The sequence below is a fragment of the Enterobacter cloacae complex sp. 677-3DZ2D5B genome (genome assembly GCF_004136695.1).
Classification (GTDB): Bacteria; Pseudomonadota; Gammaproteobacteria; order Enterobacterales; family Enterobacteriaceae; genus Enterobacter; species Enterobacter hormaechei_C.
The window spans coordinates 117,961-135,465 of record NZ_QFLS01000002.1; the positions used below are offsets into that span (position 1 = coordinate 117,961).

Annotated in this window: 19 protein-coding genes; 9 read left to right on the forward strand and 10 right to left on the reverse strand. The window is 57.1% G+C overall.

The window, feature by feature from the left end:
- Window positions 1–99: 99 nt before the first annotated feature.
- The 3 genes from yrbN to mtr all read left to right on the forward strand — a co-directional run bounded on the left by yrbN (window position 100) and on the right by mtr (window position 3,455).
- Window positions 100–180 carry a protein YrbN gene (gene yrbN / locus DD597_RS05000; protein ID WP_097397692.1) on the forward strand — a complete coding sequence of 27 codons (81 nt, stop codon included), beginning with the start codon at window positions 100–102 and terminating at the stop codon, window positions 178–180.
- Window positions 173–2,068 (forward strand): DEAD/DEAH family ATP-dependent RNA helicase, encoded by a 1,896-nt coding sequence (locus tag DD597_RS05005; protein ID WP_003861780.1) that lies wholly within the window; start codon window positions 173–175, stop codon window positions 2,066–2,068. The genes yrbN and DD597_RS05005 overlap by 8 nt, the downstream gene beginning before the upstream one ends.
- A gap of 142 nt (window positions 2,069–2,210) precedes the next feature.
- On the forward strand, window positions 2,211–3,455 hold the full coding sequence (mtr, locus tag DD597_RS05010; RefSeq protein WP_032667314.1) for a tryptophan permease: 1,245 nt from the start codon (window positions 2,211–2,213) through the stop codon (window positions 3,453–3,455).
- Between the two features lie 100 nt (window positions 3,456–3,555).
- On the opposite strand, the gene DD597_RS05015 is transcribed toward mtr, so the two are convergent.
- The 3 genes from DD597_RS05015 to DD597_RS05025 form a co-directional block, all read right to left on the reverse strand.
- Complete coding sequence (locus tag DD597_RS05015) at window positions 3,556–4,563, reverse strand: luciferase-like monooxygenase (RefSeq protein WP_129255986.1); 1,008 nt, start codon at window positions 4,561–4,563, stop codon at window positions 3,556–3,558.
- 78 nt (window positions 4,564–4,641) lie between these two features.
- Complete coding sequence (locus DD597_RS05020) at window positions 4,642–5,520, reverse strand: U32 family peptidase (RefSeq protein ID WP_003861775.1); 879 nt, start codon at window positions 5,518–5,520, stop codon at window positions 4,642–4,644.
- A gap of 7 nt (window positions 5,521–5,527) precedes the next feature.
- Complete coding sequence (locus DD597_RS05025) at window positions 5,528–6,523, reverse strand: peptidase U32 family protein (RefSeq protein WP_003861773.1); 996 nt, start codon at window positions 6,521–6,523, stop codon at window positions 5,528–5,530.
- A 221-nt stretch (window positions 6,524–6,744) separates the two neighbouring features.
- Between DD597_RS05025 and DD597_RS05030 the strand changes: the two genes are divergently transcribed.
- Both DD597_RS05030 and DD597_RS05035 read left to right on the forward strand, forming a co-directional pair.
- The gene (locus DD597_RS05030) at window positions 6,745–7,269 is read left to right on the forward strand and encodes an SCP2 domain-containing protein (protein WP_003861771.1); all 525 of its coding nucleotides are present in this window, start codon (window positions 6,745–6,747) and stop codon (window positions 7,267–7,269) included.
- Window positions 7,263–7,766 carry a GNAT family N-acetyltransferase gene (locus tag DD597_RS05035; protein WP_003861769.1) on the forward strand — a complete coding sequence of 168 codons (504 nt, stop codon included), beginning with the start codon at window positions 7,263–7,265 and terminating at the stop codon, window positions 7,764–7,766. The genes DD597_RS05030 and DD597_RS05035 overlap by 7 nt, the downstream gene beginning before the upstream one ends.
- Here DD597_RS05035 and DD597_RS05040 read toward each other — a convergent pair.
- Window positions 7,753–8,082, reverse strand: a complete 330-nt coding sequence (locus DD597_RS05040; protein ID WP_003861768.1) for a GIY-YIG nuclease family protein — start codon at window positions 8,080–8,082, stop codon at window positions 7,753–7,755. The two genes, DD597_RS05035 and DD597_RS05040, sit on opposite strands and share 14 nt — an antisense overlap.
- A gap of 14 nt (window positions 8,083–8,096) precedes the next feature.
- Here DD597_RS05040 and DD597_RS05045 point away from each other — a divergent pair, with 14 nt between their 5' ends.
- On the forward strand, window positions 8,097–8,531 hold the full coding sequence (locus DD597_RS05045) for a YhbP family protein (RefSeq protein ID WP_023314902.1): 435 nt from the start codon (window positions 8,097–8,099) through the stop codon (window positions 8,529–8,531).
- Here DD597_RS05045 and DD597_RS05050 read toward each other — a convergent pair.
- On the reverse strand, window positions 8,511–9,029 hold the full coding sequence (locus tag DD597_RS05050) for a type 1 glutamine amidotransferase domain-containing protein (protein WP_015571965.1): 519 nt from the start codon (window positions 9,027–9,029) through the stop codon (window positions 8,511–8,513). The two genes, DD597_RS05045 and DD597_RS05050, sit on opposite strands and share 21 nt — an antisense overlap.
- Window positions 9,030–9,157: 128 nt before the next feature.
- On the opposite strand from DD597_RS05050, the gene DD597_RS05055 reads away from it, so the two are divergent.
- Both DD597_RS05055 and DD597_RS05060 read left to right on the forward strand, forming a co-directional pair.
- Window positions 9,158–9,802 carry an NAD(P)H-binding protein gene (locus DD597_RS05055; RefSeq protein ID WP_023304489.1) on the forward strand — a complete coding sequence of 215 codons (645 nt, stop codon included), beginning with the start codon at window positions 9,158–9,160 and terminating at the stop codon, window positions 9,800–9,802.
- Window positions 9,803–9,842: 40 nt separating this feature from the next.
- Window positions 9,843–10,880: a permease gene (locus tag DD597_RS05060; RefSeq protein ID WP_003861758.1), complete on the forward strand. Its 1,038-nt coding sequence runs from the start codon at window positions 9,843–9,845 to the stop codon at window positions 10,878–10,880.
- 50 nt (window positions 10,881–10,930) lie between these two features.
- Here the strand turns inward: DD597_RS05060 and dolP are convergent, their stop codons facing one another.
- From dolP to DD597_RS05080, 4 genes are read right to left on the reverse strand one after another with little or no spacing between them, the layout of a single operon-like run.
- On the reverse strand, window positions 10,931–11,506 hold the full coding sequence (gene dolP / locus DD597_RS05065) for a division/outer membrane stress-associated lipid-binding lipoprotein (RefSeq protein ID WP_003861756.1): 576 nt from the start codon (window positions 11,504–11,506) through the stop codon (window positions 10,931–10,933).
- Window positions 11,507–11,515: 9 nt separating this feature from the next.
- Window positions 11,516–12,106 (reverse strand): DnaA initiator-associating protein DiaA, encoded by a 591-nt coding sequence (gene diaA / locus DD597_RS05070; RefSeq protein ID WP_003861754.1) that lies wholly within the window; start codon window positions 12,104–12,106, stop codon window positions 11,516–11,518.
- 21 nt (window positions 12,107–12,127) lie between these two features.
- Window positions 12,128–12,523 (reverse strand): YraN family protein, encoded by a 396-nt coding sequence (locus tag DD597_RS05075; RefSeq protein ID WP_003861751.1) that lies wholly within the window; start codon window positions 12,521–12,523, stop codon window positions 12,128–12,130.
- The gene (locus tag DD597_RS05080) at window positions 12,481–14,610 is read right to left on the reverse strand and encodes a penicillin-binding protein activator (RefSeq protein ID WP_129255987.1); all 2,130 of its coding nucleotides are present in this window, start codon (window positions 14,608–14,610) and stop codon (window positions 12,481–12,483) included. Before DD597_RS05080 ends, DD597_RS05075 begins: the two co-directional genes overlap by 43 nt.
- Window positions 14,611–14,671: 61 nt before the next feature.
- Between DD597_RS05080 and rsmI the strand changes: the two genes are divergently transcribed.
- Entirely contained in the window at window positions 14,672–15,535 is an 864-nt protein-coding gene (rsmI, locus tag DD597_RS05085; protein ID WP_000809144.1) for a 16S rRNA (cytidine(1402)-2'-O)-methyltransferase, read from the forward strand.
- A gap of 67 nt (window positions 15,536–15,602) precedes the next feature.
- On the opposite strand, the gene DD597_RS05090 is transcribed toward rsmI, so the two are convergent.
- Window positions 15,603–17,492 (reverse strand): enterotoxin, encoded by a 1,890-nt coding sequence (locus tag DD597_RS05090; RefSeq protein ID WP_129255988.1) that lies wholly within the window; start codon window positions 17,490–17,492, stop codon window positions 15,603–15,605.
- Window positions 17,493–17,505: the final 13 nt, after the last annotated feature.

The window sequence follows — 17,505 nt, forward strand, 5'->3', positions numbered from 1 at the left end:
ATAAACATCAGCCCGTAATCTTTTGATTGCCATCACCTTCACTGGTGAGGGCGTTGTTGTTCGTCAATACACCTAATTTGAGCCGGTTCACACTTTTCAATGAAAATTGCTAATCATTTTCACGATGAGCTAAGTAGACTGGCCGCCATTAATATCGAGGCACTTGTACTACATGGCTGAATTCGAAACCACTTTTGCAGATCTGGGCCTGAAGGCTCCTATCCTTGAAGCCCTTAACGATCTGGGTTACGAAAAACCATCTCCGATCCAGGCTGAGTGTATCCCACACCTGCTTTCTGGTCGTGACGTGCTGGGCATGGCCCAGACTGGTAGCGGTAAAACCGCAGCATTCTCGCTGCCGCTGCTGAACAACATTGATCCGGACCTGCGCGCGCCGCAGATCCTCGTCCTGGCTCCAACCCGTGAACTGGCTGTTCAGGTTGCTGAAGCCATGACGGAATTCTCTAAACATATGCGCGGCGTAAACGTGGTAGCCCTGTACGGCGGCCAGCGTTATGACGTGCAGTTACGCGCCCTGCGCCAGGGTCCACAGATTGTTGTCGGTACGCCGGGCCGTCTGCTGGATCACCTGAAGCGCGGTACCCTGGACCTCTCTAAACTGAGCGGTCTGGTACTGGACGAAGCCGATGAAATGCTGCGTATGGGCTTCATCGAAGACGTAGAAACCATCATGGCGCAGATCCCGGAAGGTCATCAGACCGCTCTGTTCTCTGCAACTATGCCAGAAGCGATCCGTCGCATTACCCGCCGCTTCATGAAAGAGCCGCAGGAAGTGCGCATTCAGTCCAGCGTGACCACTCGCCCGGACATCAGCCAGAGCTACTGGTCTGTATACGGCATGCGCAAAAACGAAGCGCTGGTCCGTTTCCTGGAAGCGGAAGATTTTGATGCGGCGATTATCTTCGTACGTACCAAAAACGCGACCCTGGAAGTGGCTGAAGCCCTGGAGCGTAGCGGCTACAACAGCGCAGCGCTGAACGGCGACATGAACCAGGCCCTGCGCGAGCAGACCCTGGAGCGTCTGAAAGACGGTCGTCTGGATATTCTGATTGCAACCGACGTGGCAGCACGTGGTCTGGACGTTGAGCGTATCAGCCTGGTTGTAAACTACGATATCCCAATGGACTCCGAGTCTTACGTTCACCGTATCGGCCGTACCGGTCGTGCGGGTCGTGCGGGCCGTGCGCTGCTGTTCGTTGAGAACCGCGAGCGTCGTCTGCTGCGTAACATTGAACGCACCATGAAGCTGACCATTCCAGAAGCTGAGCTGCCAAACGCAGAACTGCTGGGCAAACGCCGTCTGGAAAAATTCGCCGCGAAAGTACAGCAGCAGCTGGAAAGCAGCGATCTGGATCAGTACCGTGCGCTGCTGTCCCAGATCCAGCCTGTCGCTGAAGGCGAAGAGCTGGACATGGAAACCCTGGCCGCAGCACTGCTGAAAATGGCGCAGGGCGAACGTAGCCTGATCGTGCCACCTGATGCGCCGATGCGTCCTAAGCGTGAGTTCCGTGACCGTGACGATCGTTTCGAACGTCGTGGCGACCGTAACGACCGTGGTCCACGCGGTGACCGTCCAGAGCGTGGTGGTGAAGACCGTCCACGTCGCGAGCGTCGTGACGCTGGCGAAATGGAACTGTATCGCATTGAAGTGGGCCGTGATGATGGTGTTGAAGTTCGTCACATCGTTGGCGCGATCGCTAACGAAGGCGACATCAGCAGCCGTTACATTGGTAACATCAAGCTGTTCGGTTCCCACTCCACCATCGAGCTGCCAAAAGGCATGCCGGGCGAAGTACTGCAACACTTTACTCGCACCCGCATCCTGAACAAGCCGATGAACATGCAGCTGCTGGGCGATGCACAGCCACGTCCTGACCGTGGCGGCGAACGTCGTGGCGGTGGTCGCGGTTTCGGTGGCGAGCGTCGTGAAGGTGGTCGCAGCGAAGGTCGCGGTGGTGAAGGCCGTCGTTTCTCCGGTGAGCGCCGCGAAAACCGTGGTCCACGCCGTGAAGAAGGTGCCAGCCGTCGTCGTTTCGGTGACGCGTAAGCCTTTCGCTTCTGACGTAAAGTAAAATATACAGCCCCGATAGTTGCTATCAGGGCTTTTTTTATTCCTTTTGTACTCTTGTACTGGTACAGTGCAGCACACTAAAATGCAGAACCACATTTTTCACTGGAGATAAGGCCGCATGGCAACACTAACCACCACCCAAACGTCACCTTCGCTGCTTGGCGGCGTGGTGATCATCGGCGGAACCATCATTGGTGCCGGGATGTTTTCCCTGCCTGTGGTCATGTCCGGTGCGTGGTTCTTCTGGTCGCTGGCGGCGCTGGTTTTCACCTGGTTCTGCATGCTTCATTCCGGGCTGATGATCCTTGAAGCAAACCTGAACTATCGCATTGGCTCCAGCTTCGACACCCTCACCCGGGATCTGTTGGGCAAAGGCTGGAACCTGGTGAACGGGCTGTCCATCGCGTTTGTACTCTATATCCTGACCTACGCGTACATTTCAGCGAGCGGGTCGATTCTGCATCACACCTTCTCAGAGATGTCGCTGAACGTTCCGGCGCGTCTGGCGGGTCTCTGCTTCGCGCTGGGCGTGGCGTTTATCGTCTGGATGAGCACCAAAGCGGTCAGCCGCATGACGGCAATCGTGCTGGGCGCAAAGGTCATCACCTTCTTTCTTACCTTCGGCAGCCTGCTGGGGCACGTCACGCCGGCCACGCTGTTTAACGTTGCCGAAACGAACACCTCTTATACGCCGTACCTGCTGATGACCCTGCCGTTCTGTCTGGCGTCGTTTGGCTACCACGGTAACGTACCGAGCCTGATGAAGTACTACGGCAAGGATCCGCGCACCATCGTGAAATGCCTGGTTTACGGCACGCTGCTGGCGCTGGCGCTGTATGTGATCTGGCTGCTGGGGACGATGGGTAACATCCCGCGTCCGGAATTTATCGGCATTGCGCAGAAGGGCGGTAACATTGATGTGCTGGTACAGGCGCTGAGCGGCGTGCTGAACAGCCGCAGCCTGGATCTGCTTCTGGTGGTCTTCTCGAACTTTGCGGTGGCGAGTTCATTCCTCGGCGTGACGCTGGGCCTGTTTGACTACCTGGCGGATCTGTTTGGTTTTGATGACTCTGCGACGGGGCGCTTCAAAACGGCGCTGTTGACCTTCCTGCCGCCGATTGTGGGCGGCCTGCTGTGGCCGAACGGTTTCCTCTACGCCATCGGCTATGCAGGACTGGCGGCCACCATCTGGGCGGCGATTGTACCGGCGCTGCTGGCGCGCAAATCACGTAAGCGCTTCGGCAGCCCGAAATTCCGCGTCTGGGGCGGAAAACCGATGATTGCGCTGATCCTGTTATTTGGTATCGGTAACGCGGTGGTGCACGTGCTTTCGAGTTTTAATCTGTTGCCTGTGTATCAGTAAAACGTGCGGTCTGAACCCCTCACCCCGGCCCTCTGCCGCAGGGAGAGGGAGAAAAGAATGTAGGCCCGGTAAGCGAAGCGCCACCGGGCAAAGCAAAAAACTACCCCACCAACTCCTCTTTCACCTGCATTGCCAAATCAAACGAATGCAGACGCGCCTGGTGATCGAAAATCTGGCCGTTAACCATAATCTCATCCGCCTGGGTTTCACGCAGCACCGACCCCAGCCCGTGACGCACTTTCGCCTTATCACCTACCAGCGACATACTCAGAGCCTGCTGCACGCCATACTGCTCGGAGGCCGACCACAGCTGATGCATATTCTCTACCGGCGGCGGCAGCTGGCCCGTCTCACCGCGACGCAGCTTCACAAACGCCTGCTGCATGGAGGTGAACAGGAATTCCGCGTCGCGGTTGCTGTCGGCGGCAATGATATTGATACAGACCATCGCGTACGGTTTCTCCAGACGCTCGGACGGTTTGAAGTGCGTGCGGTAGAGATGCAGCGCCTGATGCAGCATATCCGGTGCGAAATGCGAGGCAAACGCAAACGGCAGCCCCAACTGGGCGGCGAGCTGCGCGCTGTACAGACTTGAGCCTAACAGCCATACCGGGATCTTTTCCCCGTACCCCGGCACAGGACGCACGTGCGGGTTCGGATCCCGCGCGTCAAACCAGTCCACCAGCTCCGCCACATCGCGCGGGAAGTTATCGATATCGCCGCTCATATGGCGGCGCAGGGCGCGCATGGTCGGCTGATCGCTGCCCGGCGCACGGCCAAGCCCTAAATCAATACGGCCCGGATAGAGGGTATTCAGCGTGCCGAACTGCTCGGCGATCACCAGCGGGGCGTGGTTCGGCAGCATCACACCGCCGGAGCCCAGGTGCAGTGTGGTGGTATTCGCCGCCAGATAGCCAATCAGCACCGAGGTGGCGGCGCTGGCGATGCCCACCATATTGTGGTGCTCCGCCAGCCAGTAGCGGTGATAGCCGCGCTTTTCGGCAAGCTGAGCAAGATCGAGAGAGTGCGTGAAGGCTTCTCTGGCCGAGGAGCCTTGTGGGATCGGCGCCAGATCCAGCACCGAAAACGGAATGGTTTTGTCAGTCATAACAGCTCACTTTGTCGACGGTCAATCTTTAATACTGCATTAAAAAATGATAACCGTTGTTAACAAAGTGAGCCTTTTTTATGCCTGCAATTCCAGCCCGGCGAGACGTCGCCAGTAACCGTTGCAGTCGCTGTTTGCCGTCAGAGGCAGCGGAGCAGCGCCATTTTCGTTGGCGCGGAAGGCGTCCAGCATGGCGAATACGCCGGTATCCAGCGGCGAAAGACGCACCATATCCACCAGCCCGTGCATTGACGCCAGTTCGTTGCCGAGGTTATAGACGTAACCGCTCATGGTCTGAATGCCGTTAAGAACAAACACCTGCTGATTCTCCTGCGACAGCATGCTGCGTCCGTTCGGGTACTTAATGCAGCAGGTTTCGCACTCGTCTTTCGGACGATCTTCGGAACGTGCGGTGAAGCAGCGGGCAGAGTAGGCCAGCGGCAGATGCCCATAGCTCAGAACTTCCACTTCAAACTTGTTGCGAATGCCCAGCTCTTCGCACTGTGTAAGCAGGTTGGCCAGCCAGTCGCGGGAGAGTTCAACCGGCATGCACCAGCGGGTCATCCCCTGTTTGAGCAGCAGGCGCAGGGTCACGGCGTTATAGCAGTTCAGGGCATGTCCGGCGACAAACGGCAGCTTACGTTCGGCGCACATGTTCACCACGCCCAGGTCGCTCGCCTCCAGCAGGAACTCACCGTTTTCGACGTAGCGCTTCAGCTCGCCCAGTTCAGAGGACGCCTGCACCAGCGCCAGCGTCGAGAGCACCACCTGCTTGCCGCTGCCGGCCAGGCTTTTCGCCATATCCAGCCAGTCGCCCACTTTGGTGGCGCGGCGCTTGCTGCACACCGCTTCGCCGAGGTAAATCACATCGGCGCTGCTGTTAGCCGCCTGCTGGTAAAAATCTTCCAGCGTCTCTTTTGGCCAGTAGTAAAGCACCGGCCCTAATGAATATTTCATGATTATCTCACTGCCATTTACGGTGATACGCGCCGAGCGTGGTTTGGGTGCCTTCGGACATCGCGCCGAGCGTCTCCATCCATGCCGCCTGCGGAGCGTAGTTTTGCGGGTCCGCCATGCAGCGGTCGATGGCCTGACGCCACACCTTTGCCACCTGGCTCACGTAGGCCGGGCTGCGCTGGCGGCCTTCGATTTTCACCGAGGCAATATTGGCGGCCAGCAGCTCTGGCAGCAGTTCCAGCGTGTTGAGGCTGGTGGGCTCCTCCAGCGCGTGGTAGCGCTCACCGTCCACCAGATATCGGCCTTTGCACAGCGTCGGGTAGCCCGCGTTTTCACCGTCCTGATAGCGGTCAATTAACACATCATTCAGGCGTGACTCCAGTCCCTGCGGCGTTTGCTGCCAGCGAACGAAGCGGGCAGGCGAGCAGGCGCCGACGGTATTTGGCGATTCGCCGGTCAAATACGAGGAAAGATAGCAGCGGCCTTCGGCCATGATGCACAGGCTGCCGAAGGCAAAAACCTCCAGCGGCACTGGCGTGACGCGCGCCAGTTGCTTAACCTGATGAATAGAGAGTACGCGCGGCAGCACTACGCGAGCCACGTCAAAGTGTCGATGATAAAAACGGACGGCCTCTTCATTGGTGGCCGATGCCTGAACAGAGACATGGCGCTCAATATGCGGATAACGTTCTGCCGCATACTCAAGCATGGCGAGATCGGCCAGGATCAGCGCATCGGCGCCCAGCTGGGCCGCCATATCCACGGCGCGCTGCCAGCGGGCATAGCCATCAGGATGGGCAAAGGTATTGATGGCGATGTGCAGTTTGCGCCGGTGCTGGTGGACGAAGTTAACGGCTTCCTGAAGCTTTTTCTCCGTAAAGTTAAGACCCGCAAAATGGCGGGCGTTGGTATCATCTTTCAGCCCGATATAGACCGCATCGGCCCCATTTTCGATGGCCGCCTTAAGCGCCGGAAGGTTTCCGGCAGGGCAGAGCAGCTCCATAATTTATCCCGATGTTGTCGATCGCAGGGATCGTAAAAAATGTTAACGAGCTGGGATTTTAATTAACCCATACGCGACAATTTTTGATTTAAGGCAGCTAATGGCGTATTGATGGCACCAATAATGAGGTACACCGGACAACGGTTTGTTGATTTACGCCGCTATCTTCTTGTCGGGATATGGCAAAATAGCAGGACTATAGCTATCAGGGAGTAAAGCTCGTGCTGGATAAACTGCGTTCACGTCTCGTACAATTTGGTCCATCAATGCTGAGCGTGCCGGTAAAACTGGCGCCGTTCGCGCTTAAACGCCAGGTGCTGGAACAGGTACTGAGCTGGCAGTTCCGCCAGGCGCTACAGGACGGTGAGCTGGAGTTTCTGGAAGGCCGCTGGTTAAAGATTGAAGTGCGCGATATCGGGTTGCGCTGGTTTACTTCCGTTGAGAACGATCGGCTTATCGTCCGTGAAACCGCCGAGGCGGATGTCAGCTTTAGCGCGGATGCCAGCGATCTGCTGATGATCGCCGCGCGCAAACAGGATCCGGACACCCTCTTCTTCCAGCGTCGTCTGGTGATTGAAGGCGACACGGAGCTCGGTCTGTACGTCAAAAATTTAATGGATGCCATTGAGCTGGAGCAGATGCCGAAAGCGCTGCGTATGATGTTGATGCAAATGGCAGATTTCGTTGAGGCCGGGCTAAAAACCCCGCCGGACAGTAAACACACTTCAGTAGGTGAACCATGCTGATTCGAGTCGAAATTGGGATTGATGCGCCGGGTATCGATGCGTTGTTACGCCGCTCTTTTGCAGGCGACGCCGAAGCCCAACTGGTTCACGATCTTCGCGAAGATGGCCTGATTACGCTGGGCCTGGTTGCCACTGACGATGAAGGGCAGGTGGTCGGCTACGTGGCCTTCAGCCCGGTGATTGTGCAGGGTGAAGAGTTGCAGTGGGTCGGCATGGCGCCGTTGGCGGTGGATGAAAACTACCGTGGCCAGGGCCTGGCGCGCCAGCTGGTCTATGAAGGACTGGATTCACTGAATGAATTTGGCTATGCCGCTGTCGTCGTTCTGGGCGATCCGGCGTTCTACGAACGTTTAGGTTTTGAGCCAGCGTCCAGATACGATCTGCGCTGCCACTGGCCGGGCACGGAAACATCTTTCCAGGTGCATCCTCTGGCAGATGATGCGCTCGACGGCGTTACCGGTCTGGTGGAGTACCACGATCATTTCAATCGTTTTTAAGCAGGCTTTCGCGTAGCGCCTCGAAAGAGCCGTCCCCGTTGACGAGACGCTCTTTCTGGCGCTTTGTCAGCTGCTTGATGCGGTATTCCAGCCTGAGCGCCAGGGATCTGTCGCCCACGGCGGCTGAAAACGCTAACTGAAGTTCACCTTTCCCCCGTAGTGCTTTCGCCCCTTTCCCCGTTTGATGTTGTAAAAAACGCCGTGCCACATCGGTAGTGATCCCGGTGTAGAGTGCGTTATCAGCGGTTCGGACAAGATAGAGAAACCAGCACACAGTAAACAGATTCAGTATGTTAAGGTGAACGCACCATAGCATGAGAGAGAGCGAAAATGGAAACACTGGCCGCCATTAACCGCTGGCTGGCAAAGCAGCATGTCGTGACCTGGTGCGTCTGTAAAGACGAGGAGATGTGGTGCGCAAATGCCTTTTATTACTACGATCCCGAGCGCGTGGCCTTTTACGTAATGAGCGAAGACAAAACGCGGCATGCGCAGATGACGGGCCAGCAGGCAAAAGTGGCAGGTACGGTAAACGGTCAGCCTAAAACTGTTGCGCTGATCCGCGGGGTCCAGTTCAAAGGTGAAATTCGTCGCCTGGAAGGGAAGGAGAGCGACGCGCAACGTAAACGCTATACGCGCCGCTTCCCGGTGGCTGCGGCGCTAAAAGCCCCGGTGTGGGAAATCCGCCTTGATGAGCTGAAATTTACCGACAACACCCTGGGCTTTGGTAAAAAGCTGCACTGGTTACGCGCCGAGCAGGCGTAGCGCTTCACGGTTAAACGCCGGCAGATCGTCCGGTGTACGGCTGGTGATCAGCTGATCGTTATCGTTCACCACTTCCTGATCGTAGAACTCGGCTCCCGCGTTTTTCAGATCGATAACGATCGGCTTCACCGCGGTGAGCTTACGCCCGCGTACCACCTCGGCGCTGATGAGCAGCTGCGGACCGTGGCAAATGGCAAATACCGGTTTACCGGTGCCGACGAAGTCACGGGTAAAGGTGACGAAACGCTCGTCTCCGCGCAGGGAATCCGGTGAATGGCCGCCCGGTAACAGCAGGGCGTCGAAATCCGACGGGCTGACGTTATCAATGGATTCGTCAATGGTCACGCTGGCTTCGCCCTTATGGCCCTTCACGGTTTTACCCGCTTCTTTCTCGATGGTGACCACCTCGTGGCCCGCCTTCCGGAATGCCTCTGCTGGCGATGTAAATTCTGAATCTTCAAACTCGTCGGTAATCAAGACTGCGATTTTTTTACCCATGCTTCCTCCGTTGTTTTCGCTTCAGACTGTTTTTTTCCCGTTTGTGGTAAATACTTACCGGTAACAGACTTTTAAGTGTGGTAGAGCAGGCCCAGAACGCAAACGGACAATTCTGTAAAGGGGATAAGATGAGTCAGGTACTGATTACCGGCGCAACCGGGCTGGTGGGTGGACATCTGCTGCGGCTGCTGATCCAGGATCGGCATATCAACTATATCGCCGCCCCGACGCGTCGCCCGCTGTTGGATATCACCGGCGTCTATAACCCGCACGATCCACAGCTCACCGACGCGCTGGCGCAGGTGCAGGATCCCATTGATATCGCCTTTTGCTGCCTTGGCACCACCCGGCGGGAAGCGGGCAGTAAAGAAGCTTTTGTCCATGCGGATTACACGCTGGTGGTGGATACCGCCCTGACGGCGAAAAAGCTGGGCGCAAAACATTTCCTGGTGGTCAGCGCGCACGGCGCGAACGCAGGCTCGCCGTTTTTTTACAACCAGGTGAAGGGCAAAATGGAAGAGGCGTTAATCGCGCAGAAATGGGAGCGCCTGACCATCGCGCGGCCTTCCATGCTGATGGGGCACCGTGACGAACGTCGTTTTAACGAGTCTTTTTTCGCTCCGCTGTTTCGCATTCTGCCGGGTAACTGGAAGTCCATCGAGGCGCGGGATGTCGCGCTGGCGATGCTAAAAGAGGCGCTGGCTCCGTCGCAGGAGGGGGTTAATATTATCCCTTCGGCAAAACTGCGTGAAATCGCGCAGGGCGAGGCGTAAACTTCCCCGGCTTATTAAATAACACCTTCCGGGGAATGGTATGACTGGTCAGTCTTCATCTCAGGCGGCAACACCTGTTCAGTGGTGGAAGCCCGCACTCTTCTTTCTCGTGGTCATCATTGGCCTCTGGTATGTGAAATGGCAGCCGTACTACGGTAAAGCCTTCACCGCCGCCGACACCCACAGCATCGGTAAATCGATTCTCGCGCAGGCCGATTCCAGCCCGCTACGCGCGGCGTGGGATTACGCAATGGTCTATTTTCTTGCCGTCTGGAAAGCGGCGGTATTGGGCGTATTGCTGGGCTCGCTGATTCAGGTACTTATCCCGCGTAACTGGCTGGTGAAAACCCTGGGACAGCCGCGCTTGCAGGGCACGCTGCTGGGGACGATTTTCTCCCTGCCGGGCATGATGTGTTCCTGCTGCGCCGCACCGGTGGCGGCGGGTATGCGCCGACAGCGCGTGTCGATGGGCGGCGCGCTTGCCTTCTGGATGGGTAACCCACTGCTGAACCCGGCAACGCTGGTGTTTATGGGCTTCGTTCTCGGCTGGCATTTCGCGTTTATCCGTCTGGCGGCTGGCCTGCTGACGGTGGTGCTTGTCGCTACGCTGGTGCAGCACCTGGTGAAAGACAACGAGGCCGGGTCTGCTTCCGTTGAGCTGGACGTCAGCGAGCCGCAGGGCAGTTTCTTTGCTCGCTGGGGCAAAGCGCTGTGGCAGCTTTTCTGGAGCACCATTCCGGTCTATATCCTGGCCGTACTGGTGCTGGGGGCCGCGCGCGTCTGGCTGTTCCCGCATGCGGATGGCGCTATCGACAACACGCTGATGTGGGTGATTGCGATGGCGGTGGCCGGTTGCCTGTTCGTGATCCCAACCGCGGCGGAGATCCCGATTATTCAGACCATGATGATGGCCGGTATGGGGACCGCACCAGCGCTGGCGCTGCTCATCACGCTGCCGGCGGTGAGCCTGCCGTCGCTTATCATGCTGCGTAAGTCATTCCCGGCGAAAGCGCTGTGGCTGACTGCGGGGCTGGTGGCGTTGAGTGGAGTGATTGTGGGGAGTATGGCGCTTGTGTGAAAAAAAGCCCGGTGGCGCTAGCGCTTACCGGGCTTACAGTCAGGTGTGAATTACTTAATGTAAGTAAAGGCGGTGGTGACGTGTTTCACGCCGCTCACCCGGCTGGCGATATCCGCTGCCGCTTTCCCTTCACGTTCCGTCACCAGACCCAGCAGGAACACTTCGCCGTTCTCCGTGGTCACTTTCACGTTTGAGGATTTCACCTGGTCGGTACCCAGCAGCTGGGAACGCACTTTGGTGGTGATCCAGGTATCAGATGACGCGGTGCCGAGACCAATCGGCTGGCCCTGGCGGATCTCGTTATACACTTCCGCCGTGCCTTCCACACCCATCGCGATCTGTTTGGCGCGCGAGGCGAGTTCAGGATTTGGCGCCTGGCCTGCCAGCAGCACTTTGCCCTGATAAGCCGTCACGTTGATGCGTGCTTCCTTCTTGATCTGCTCGTCTTTCGACAGCGCACTGTTTACGCGCAGCTCAAGCGTACCGTCATCCACCTGCGTCCCAACGGTACGCGGATCGGTCGCTGCTTTGGTGCCGACCGCTGCGGTACCGACTACAGCGGCAGCGATGCATCCCTGAAGCAGTAATGCAGACATCACGACTGCAAGGGCCGATAAAACCTTCATGAGAACTCCTTAATCATCCTGGTGAGGGAAAAGCGTGTTATCGATCAGATCGCATAAGCAGTTCACCGTGAGCATATGCATCTCCTGGATGCGGGCGCTACGGTGCGAAGGAATGCGGATCTCCACATCCTGCGGCCCCAGCAGGCCAGCCAGCTCACCGCCGTCGTAACCGGTCAGGGCGACAATCGTCATATCCCGGGTCACTGCCGCTTCAACCGCTTTAACGATATCCCGGCTGTTACCGCGCGTGGAGATCGCCAGCAGCACGTCTCCGGCATGGCCTAAGGCGCGCACCTGCTTGGCGTAGATTTCGTCATGCAGACGATCGTTGGCAATCGCAGTTAAGACCACGTTATCGGTGTTTAGTGCAATGGCAGGTAAGCTTGGGCGCTCGGTTTCAAAGCGATTAATCATGCTGGCAGCAAAATGCTGTGCGTTGGCGGCGGACGTGCCATTGCCACAACAGAGGATTTTGTTGCCGTTGAGCAGCGACTGAACCAGTGTCATCGCTGCACGCGAGATCGCGTCCGGAAGGGCTTCCGCCGCGGCAATCTGCGTTTGAATGCTTTCTGTGAAGCACACTTTAATTCGTTCGAGCACGGTATCCCTTTAAAATCTTATTTATGCGTCTTCGCCAAACGCGTTTTTAAGCCAGTCGATCGCATTTCCGGTGAAGGCTACCACATCGAAACGGCAATCCACAGTATCAAAACTCCCATTATGGCGGGCAAGCCACAAGTGGGCAGTCTGTAATAATTTTTGTTGTTTGGCGAGCGTCACGCTGGCGGCAGCACCGCCAAAACGGGACGACTGTCGGTAGCGAACTTCAACAAACACGATGGTCTGACCGTCTTTCATGATCAGGTCAATCTCGCCGCCGCGCCCGCGAACGTTGGCGGCGACAAAGCGCAGTCCTTTGCCTTCAAGCCAGCGACGCGCCTTTAACTCCCACGCGTCGCCGGTCTGTTTACGGCTTAACTGGCCGGGACAATCTGCCCCTGCTGGTATTTGAGCCATGATAACTTCCTGTTAATCACACAATCCTGATCGGCGGTCAGATCGCCGGTATTCCCGTTAAGCTCGAAGCCCGGTACCTGGCGCATCTGGGTGAAGTGGTTTGCCAGCGCCCAGGCATCGACGCCCATCGCGTACAGACGCGCCAGGGAATAGTCATTGCGCACCGCGCCCAGCGCCTGCTGCATCAACTGCGGGTTGCTGCCTGCCAGCATCGGGATCTCGCTGTATTGCAGTCCTTCCATTTCCAGACGGAAATCCGGGCCTGCGGTACCCTGTGCGCTGCGTGAGCTGGCGTAGAGCGTTGCGCCGCTCTGGCTGCCGTTACGCATGGCGATCATCGGTTTGATAAAGGCGATCTCTTCCGGCGTAGCGACGATGTACGCCGAATCCACTTTACCGCCGCCGCTGATTTGCGCGTCGGTAGGGGGCGCCGGGATCGTCAGACCGCCGATGGTGACGCTCTGCTGCTGCGGCAGGCTGGCGGATACCGGGCTACCGTTGAGGGCAATACCTGCCCCGCCGTTCACGCCCGCTCTCAGTTCGGCAGCTGAGCCAAATTTCTGCTGCAACACCACGCCACCGCCAAGGGTCTGCCACTCTTGCGCAAACGCGTTGGCAACGCGATCGCCCAGCGTGCTGCGTGGGATCAGCAGCAGCGGCGCCTGCTTGCCCTGCTCGTGAATATGACGGGCCGCATCGCGGGCTTCATCCTCCGGAGAGAGGGCGAAGTAACAGATATTGGCGCGGTTCTGAACCTGCTCAGGCTGGTTAAGCGCCAGCACGTTCAGCGTGGTGTTGCTCTTCATCAGCGCTTCCACGTTGTTTTTCAACAGCGGACCGACAACGATGCTGGCCCCGTCCTGCTGAACCTGCGCCAGCACCTGGTCAAGCGGCTGGGCGCTGGTGTCGTAGATTTTCAACTCTGCACCAGGGTTAGCGCTGGTGGTGGCCACAGCCTGCGGCTGGGTTGCTGGCTGCTGTTCCGGCTGCTCGGTTTGCGGCTGAGGTTGTTCTGCCGTCGCGGGCGCCGGTGTTTCAGCCGGGGCCTGTGTTGCCGCAGGCGCAGGGGGAGCGGGCTGCGCGGTAACCGGATTCTGCATGGTGCCCTGCGCAGGGGTTTGCGCGGTGGTCAGGTCGCTGGTTTCGGCGGCGGACGGGCTGACAACGTCATTCACATTCGCCGCCTGTGCTGCCTGGGTCGGAACCGCGCTACCGCTGACGGCGGTAGTGCCGTTTTTCGCGGCTTCGAAACCTTGCTGAATGGCGCGACCAAACACCGCTGCCTGACCGTTTAACGGCAGCAGTAGGGCGATTTTGCTGGTGGAGGCGGGCTTAAAGTTTTGCACGTTCACCAGCTGCGTTGGCAGCATTTTCGCTCCCGGGTTTTGCGGGTAACGCTTTTGCCAGTCGGTAATGCCAGCTTTCAGCATGTTCGGATCGCTGCGGTTGTTGAACCACATCTGTTGCAGATCCAGCCAGCCTTGCAGAACATTTTCATCGGCGTTGATTACCAGCGCTTTGGCCTGATCCTGGGTCATGGAGGCGAGCGCCTGCCAGGTTGCATCAATATTTTTCTGCTTGTCCGCACCCGCGAGCAGAGGCTCCTGGGCAATCAGCGCGCGGAGTAGCGTCAGGGAAGTGCGGCCCTGCTCAGCGGTGATACCGGCCTGCCAGAAACGGGTCTGCTGGTTTTTATCCAGCGTGCTGAGATCGATGGTGCCGAGGATCTTCTTCGCGCCGTCGTAATCTTTTTGCGCGACCTTCAGTTCTGCTGACAGCAGCGTCTGCTCATGACGCTGAGTGTCGTTAAGATCCTGCGGCAGCTGGCTGAACAGCTCGGCGGCCTGCTGGGTTTTCCCTTCTTTCAGCAGTGCACGAATGGCGAGTAATTGCCAGTTGATCCTGGTATCATTTGTACTCTGCGACATTTGTTGCAGATAAAAGCCAGAATCAGCCTGAGCGGATCCCTGCATATGAGCAGTGCTCTGGTCAGGTGCCTGGGTGCCGCAGCCGGTAAAGATCAGGGCTGCCAGCAGGAGGGGCACGCTGTGCGCGGCTTTTTTACGAAGAAACGTTAACGGTACCATACTGTATCCAGTGATTTTTTTACGCAATGCTCAATATTAAATCGGCAATACGGACGAAACAATGAAACAACACGAAACGGCAGATAATTCTCAAGGCCAGCTTTATATTGTACCTACTCCTATCGGGAATTTGTCTGATATTACCCAACGTGCGCTCACCGTATTGCAAGCTGTTGATTTAATTGCTGCTGAAGACACCCGTCATACCGGTTTACTGCTACAACACTTTGCCATTAACGCCCGTTTGTTTGCCCTGCACGATCACAATGAGCAACAAAAAGCCGAAACGCTGGTGGCGAAGCTTAAAGAAGGGCAGAACATCGCGCTGGTCTCCGATGCGGGAACGCCGCTGATCAACGATCCGGGCTACCATCTGGTACGCACCTGCCGTGAAGCAGGCATCCGCGTTGTGCCGCTGCCCGGGCCGTGCGCGGCCATTGCGGCGTTAAGCGCTGCGGGCCTGCCGTCCGATCGTTTCTGCTACGAAGGCTTCCTGCCTGCTAAATCCAAAGGCCGTCGCGATGTATTAAAGGATCTGGAAGCTGAACCGCGTACGTTGATCTTCTACGAATCAACTCACCGTCTGCTGGAAAGCCTGGAAGATATGGTGACCGTCTGGGGCGAAGGGCGCTACGTGGTGCTGGCGCGCGAGTTGACCAAAACGTGGGAAACCATTCACGGTGCGCCGGTTGGCGAACTGCTGGCGTGGGTGAAAGAGGATGAAAACCGCCGCAAGGGCGAAATGGTGCTGATTGTTGAAGGGCACAAAGCGCAGGAAGACGCTCTGCCTGCCGATGCGCTGCGTACGCTGGCTCTGCTACAGGCTGAACTCCCCCTGAAAAAAGCGGCGGCGCTGGCGGCGGAGATCCACGGCGTGAAGAAAAATGCACTGTATAAATATGCGCTGGAGCAGCAGGGGGAGTAAGCCCCTGCCGCCTGTTTTGTCGGGTGGCGGCTTCGCCTTACCCGGCCTACACCGTGTCAGAGCCTCACTATTTCCCCGGCATCGCCTCAAACACCAGCGTTTCCAGCGGTTGCAGCGTAATTACCACAGCGTTTTTATACTCCTCTGGTACGGTCGAATTACTGCCGTACACGGCTTTCAGGGTAAACTGCGAACGCTCTCCTGCCGGGATCTCAAAATCTTTGGTTAAATCCAGGTAGTAACGTTGCGGCTTATCCGACGGGTTGCGTAGGCCAAAAATCGCTTTGTCTTTACTCCATGAGGCCCAGCCGTAAACCTGAAGCGAAGTTGGGTCACCGCCAATCCAGTGAGTATCCACCAGCACGCTGGCATTCTCACGCGACCATTTCGCCGCCTGCGCCAGGGTATCCCACTTCGCCTTATTCAGCATGGACGGCGTGATGTACAGCTCCTGAAGCTGAGTTCCGGTTGCGAAGTAGCTCCAGACCTGATCGGCAAAATCGCTGTCTGTTTGCACTTTCTCGAGTCCATAGTAAGCGTTCTCTGCGCTGACGATCCCGTGGTACATCAGTGAGTTCAGCGGGAACAGAGGACCTTTGCGCACGATGGATCGCCAGGTTTCGGCATCGCGGTAGGTCATCCACTGCTGCACTGGCGTGCCGGGGCCGTACAGGTTGATATCATCGCCCTGACGCCAGATTGAATCAGCATAGAACAGCCAGGACGGGCTGGCGTCGGTGCCGGTGGTCAGGTTGATAAACAGGTTCGGGTTTGCGCTGCGCATGTTGTGCAGCAGGGCAATGGACGCGTCAAAATCCGATGCAAATGGGCTGCCCTTGATATGCGAATTGGCGTTACCCATTCCGTCGAGCTTGAACGAGGTAATGTGCTCGTTTTTGATCAGCTTAATGATCTGATCGTTAAAGTTTTTAAAATAGTTCGGCCCCGACAGCGCCAGCTTGCCGTCTACGGTTTCGAAACCATACTCTTTTGCATGCGAGACGCGAATATCGCGCGGCTTGTTGTATCCGCCCCACGGAGAAAGCCACAGCCCAACCGAGCTGTGCAGGCTGTCGGCTTTTTCCCTGACTTTGCCAAAACCGTTGCTGAATGCCGGGCCAAAAAGCCAGCGTCCGGTGCGATCGTCCCAGCCATCGTCCAGCAGGAACGCGTCCAGCGCCACCCCGCGTCCGGCAATAAATTCTTTATTCCATTCGTCCATCCGCCCAATGACATCCTGCTCGGAGTAAGGGGTAAAGAAACCGATGTCCATCCAGCTGTTGTAGTGCAGATAAGGCTTATAAGGCCGCGGACGCACGGCATCGATAAACTGGTTTACGCTGCGGCGCAGCTGATTAGTTTCCGGGAAAGTGCCGAACCAGGTGGTAAAACTAACCGGTGTCTCAGGCAGAATTGGCGTTCTCAGCTCCACGTTGAGGTTCGTGGTGGCTTCATAAGCGTAAGTATTCACAATCGGTTTGTCTGGCAGGATGAAGAACGAGTCGGCCACGATTGGCGAGCTGTTAATCGCCCCGTCAACGTAAGGTGCCTGAGACTGCTTCTTCGTCGGGAAGAAGGTAATTTTCGCTACGTCCCGCGGCTGCCCGACGGCGGCGATGGTGTAGCCGATGCTGGCGTATTTTCCCTTCACCAGGTTCAGTTTCACCGTTACGTTAAAATCCGGATGCGTAAAGTCGATGACTATCGCATTGTCCTGCTTTTCGACGTGCTTGATTTTGAAATCAGCGGTGTGGATTTTTGTTTCATCCGGCAGCGTCAGAAAGAACAGCTCCTGGGGCGTGAGCGGATGGTTAGCTTTGCTGTCCGTTACTACTACCGTTGCATTTGCATCATCAAACGAAAGGGCAATATTGTCGTTACTGAGCGCGTAGTTTGCTGCCGCCGCGCCGTGAGAAACGCAGAGAGCCAGCAGCGAGAGAGTGAGCATTTTTTTCATCGGGGTAAGATCC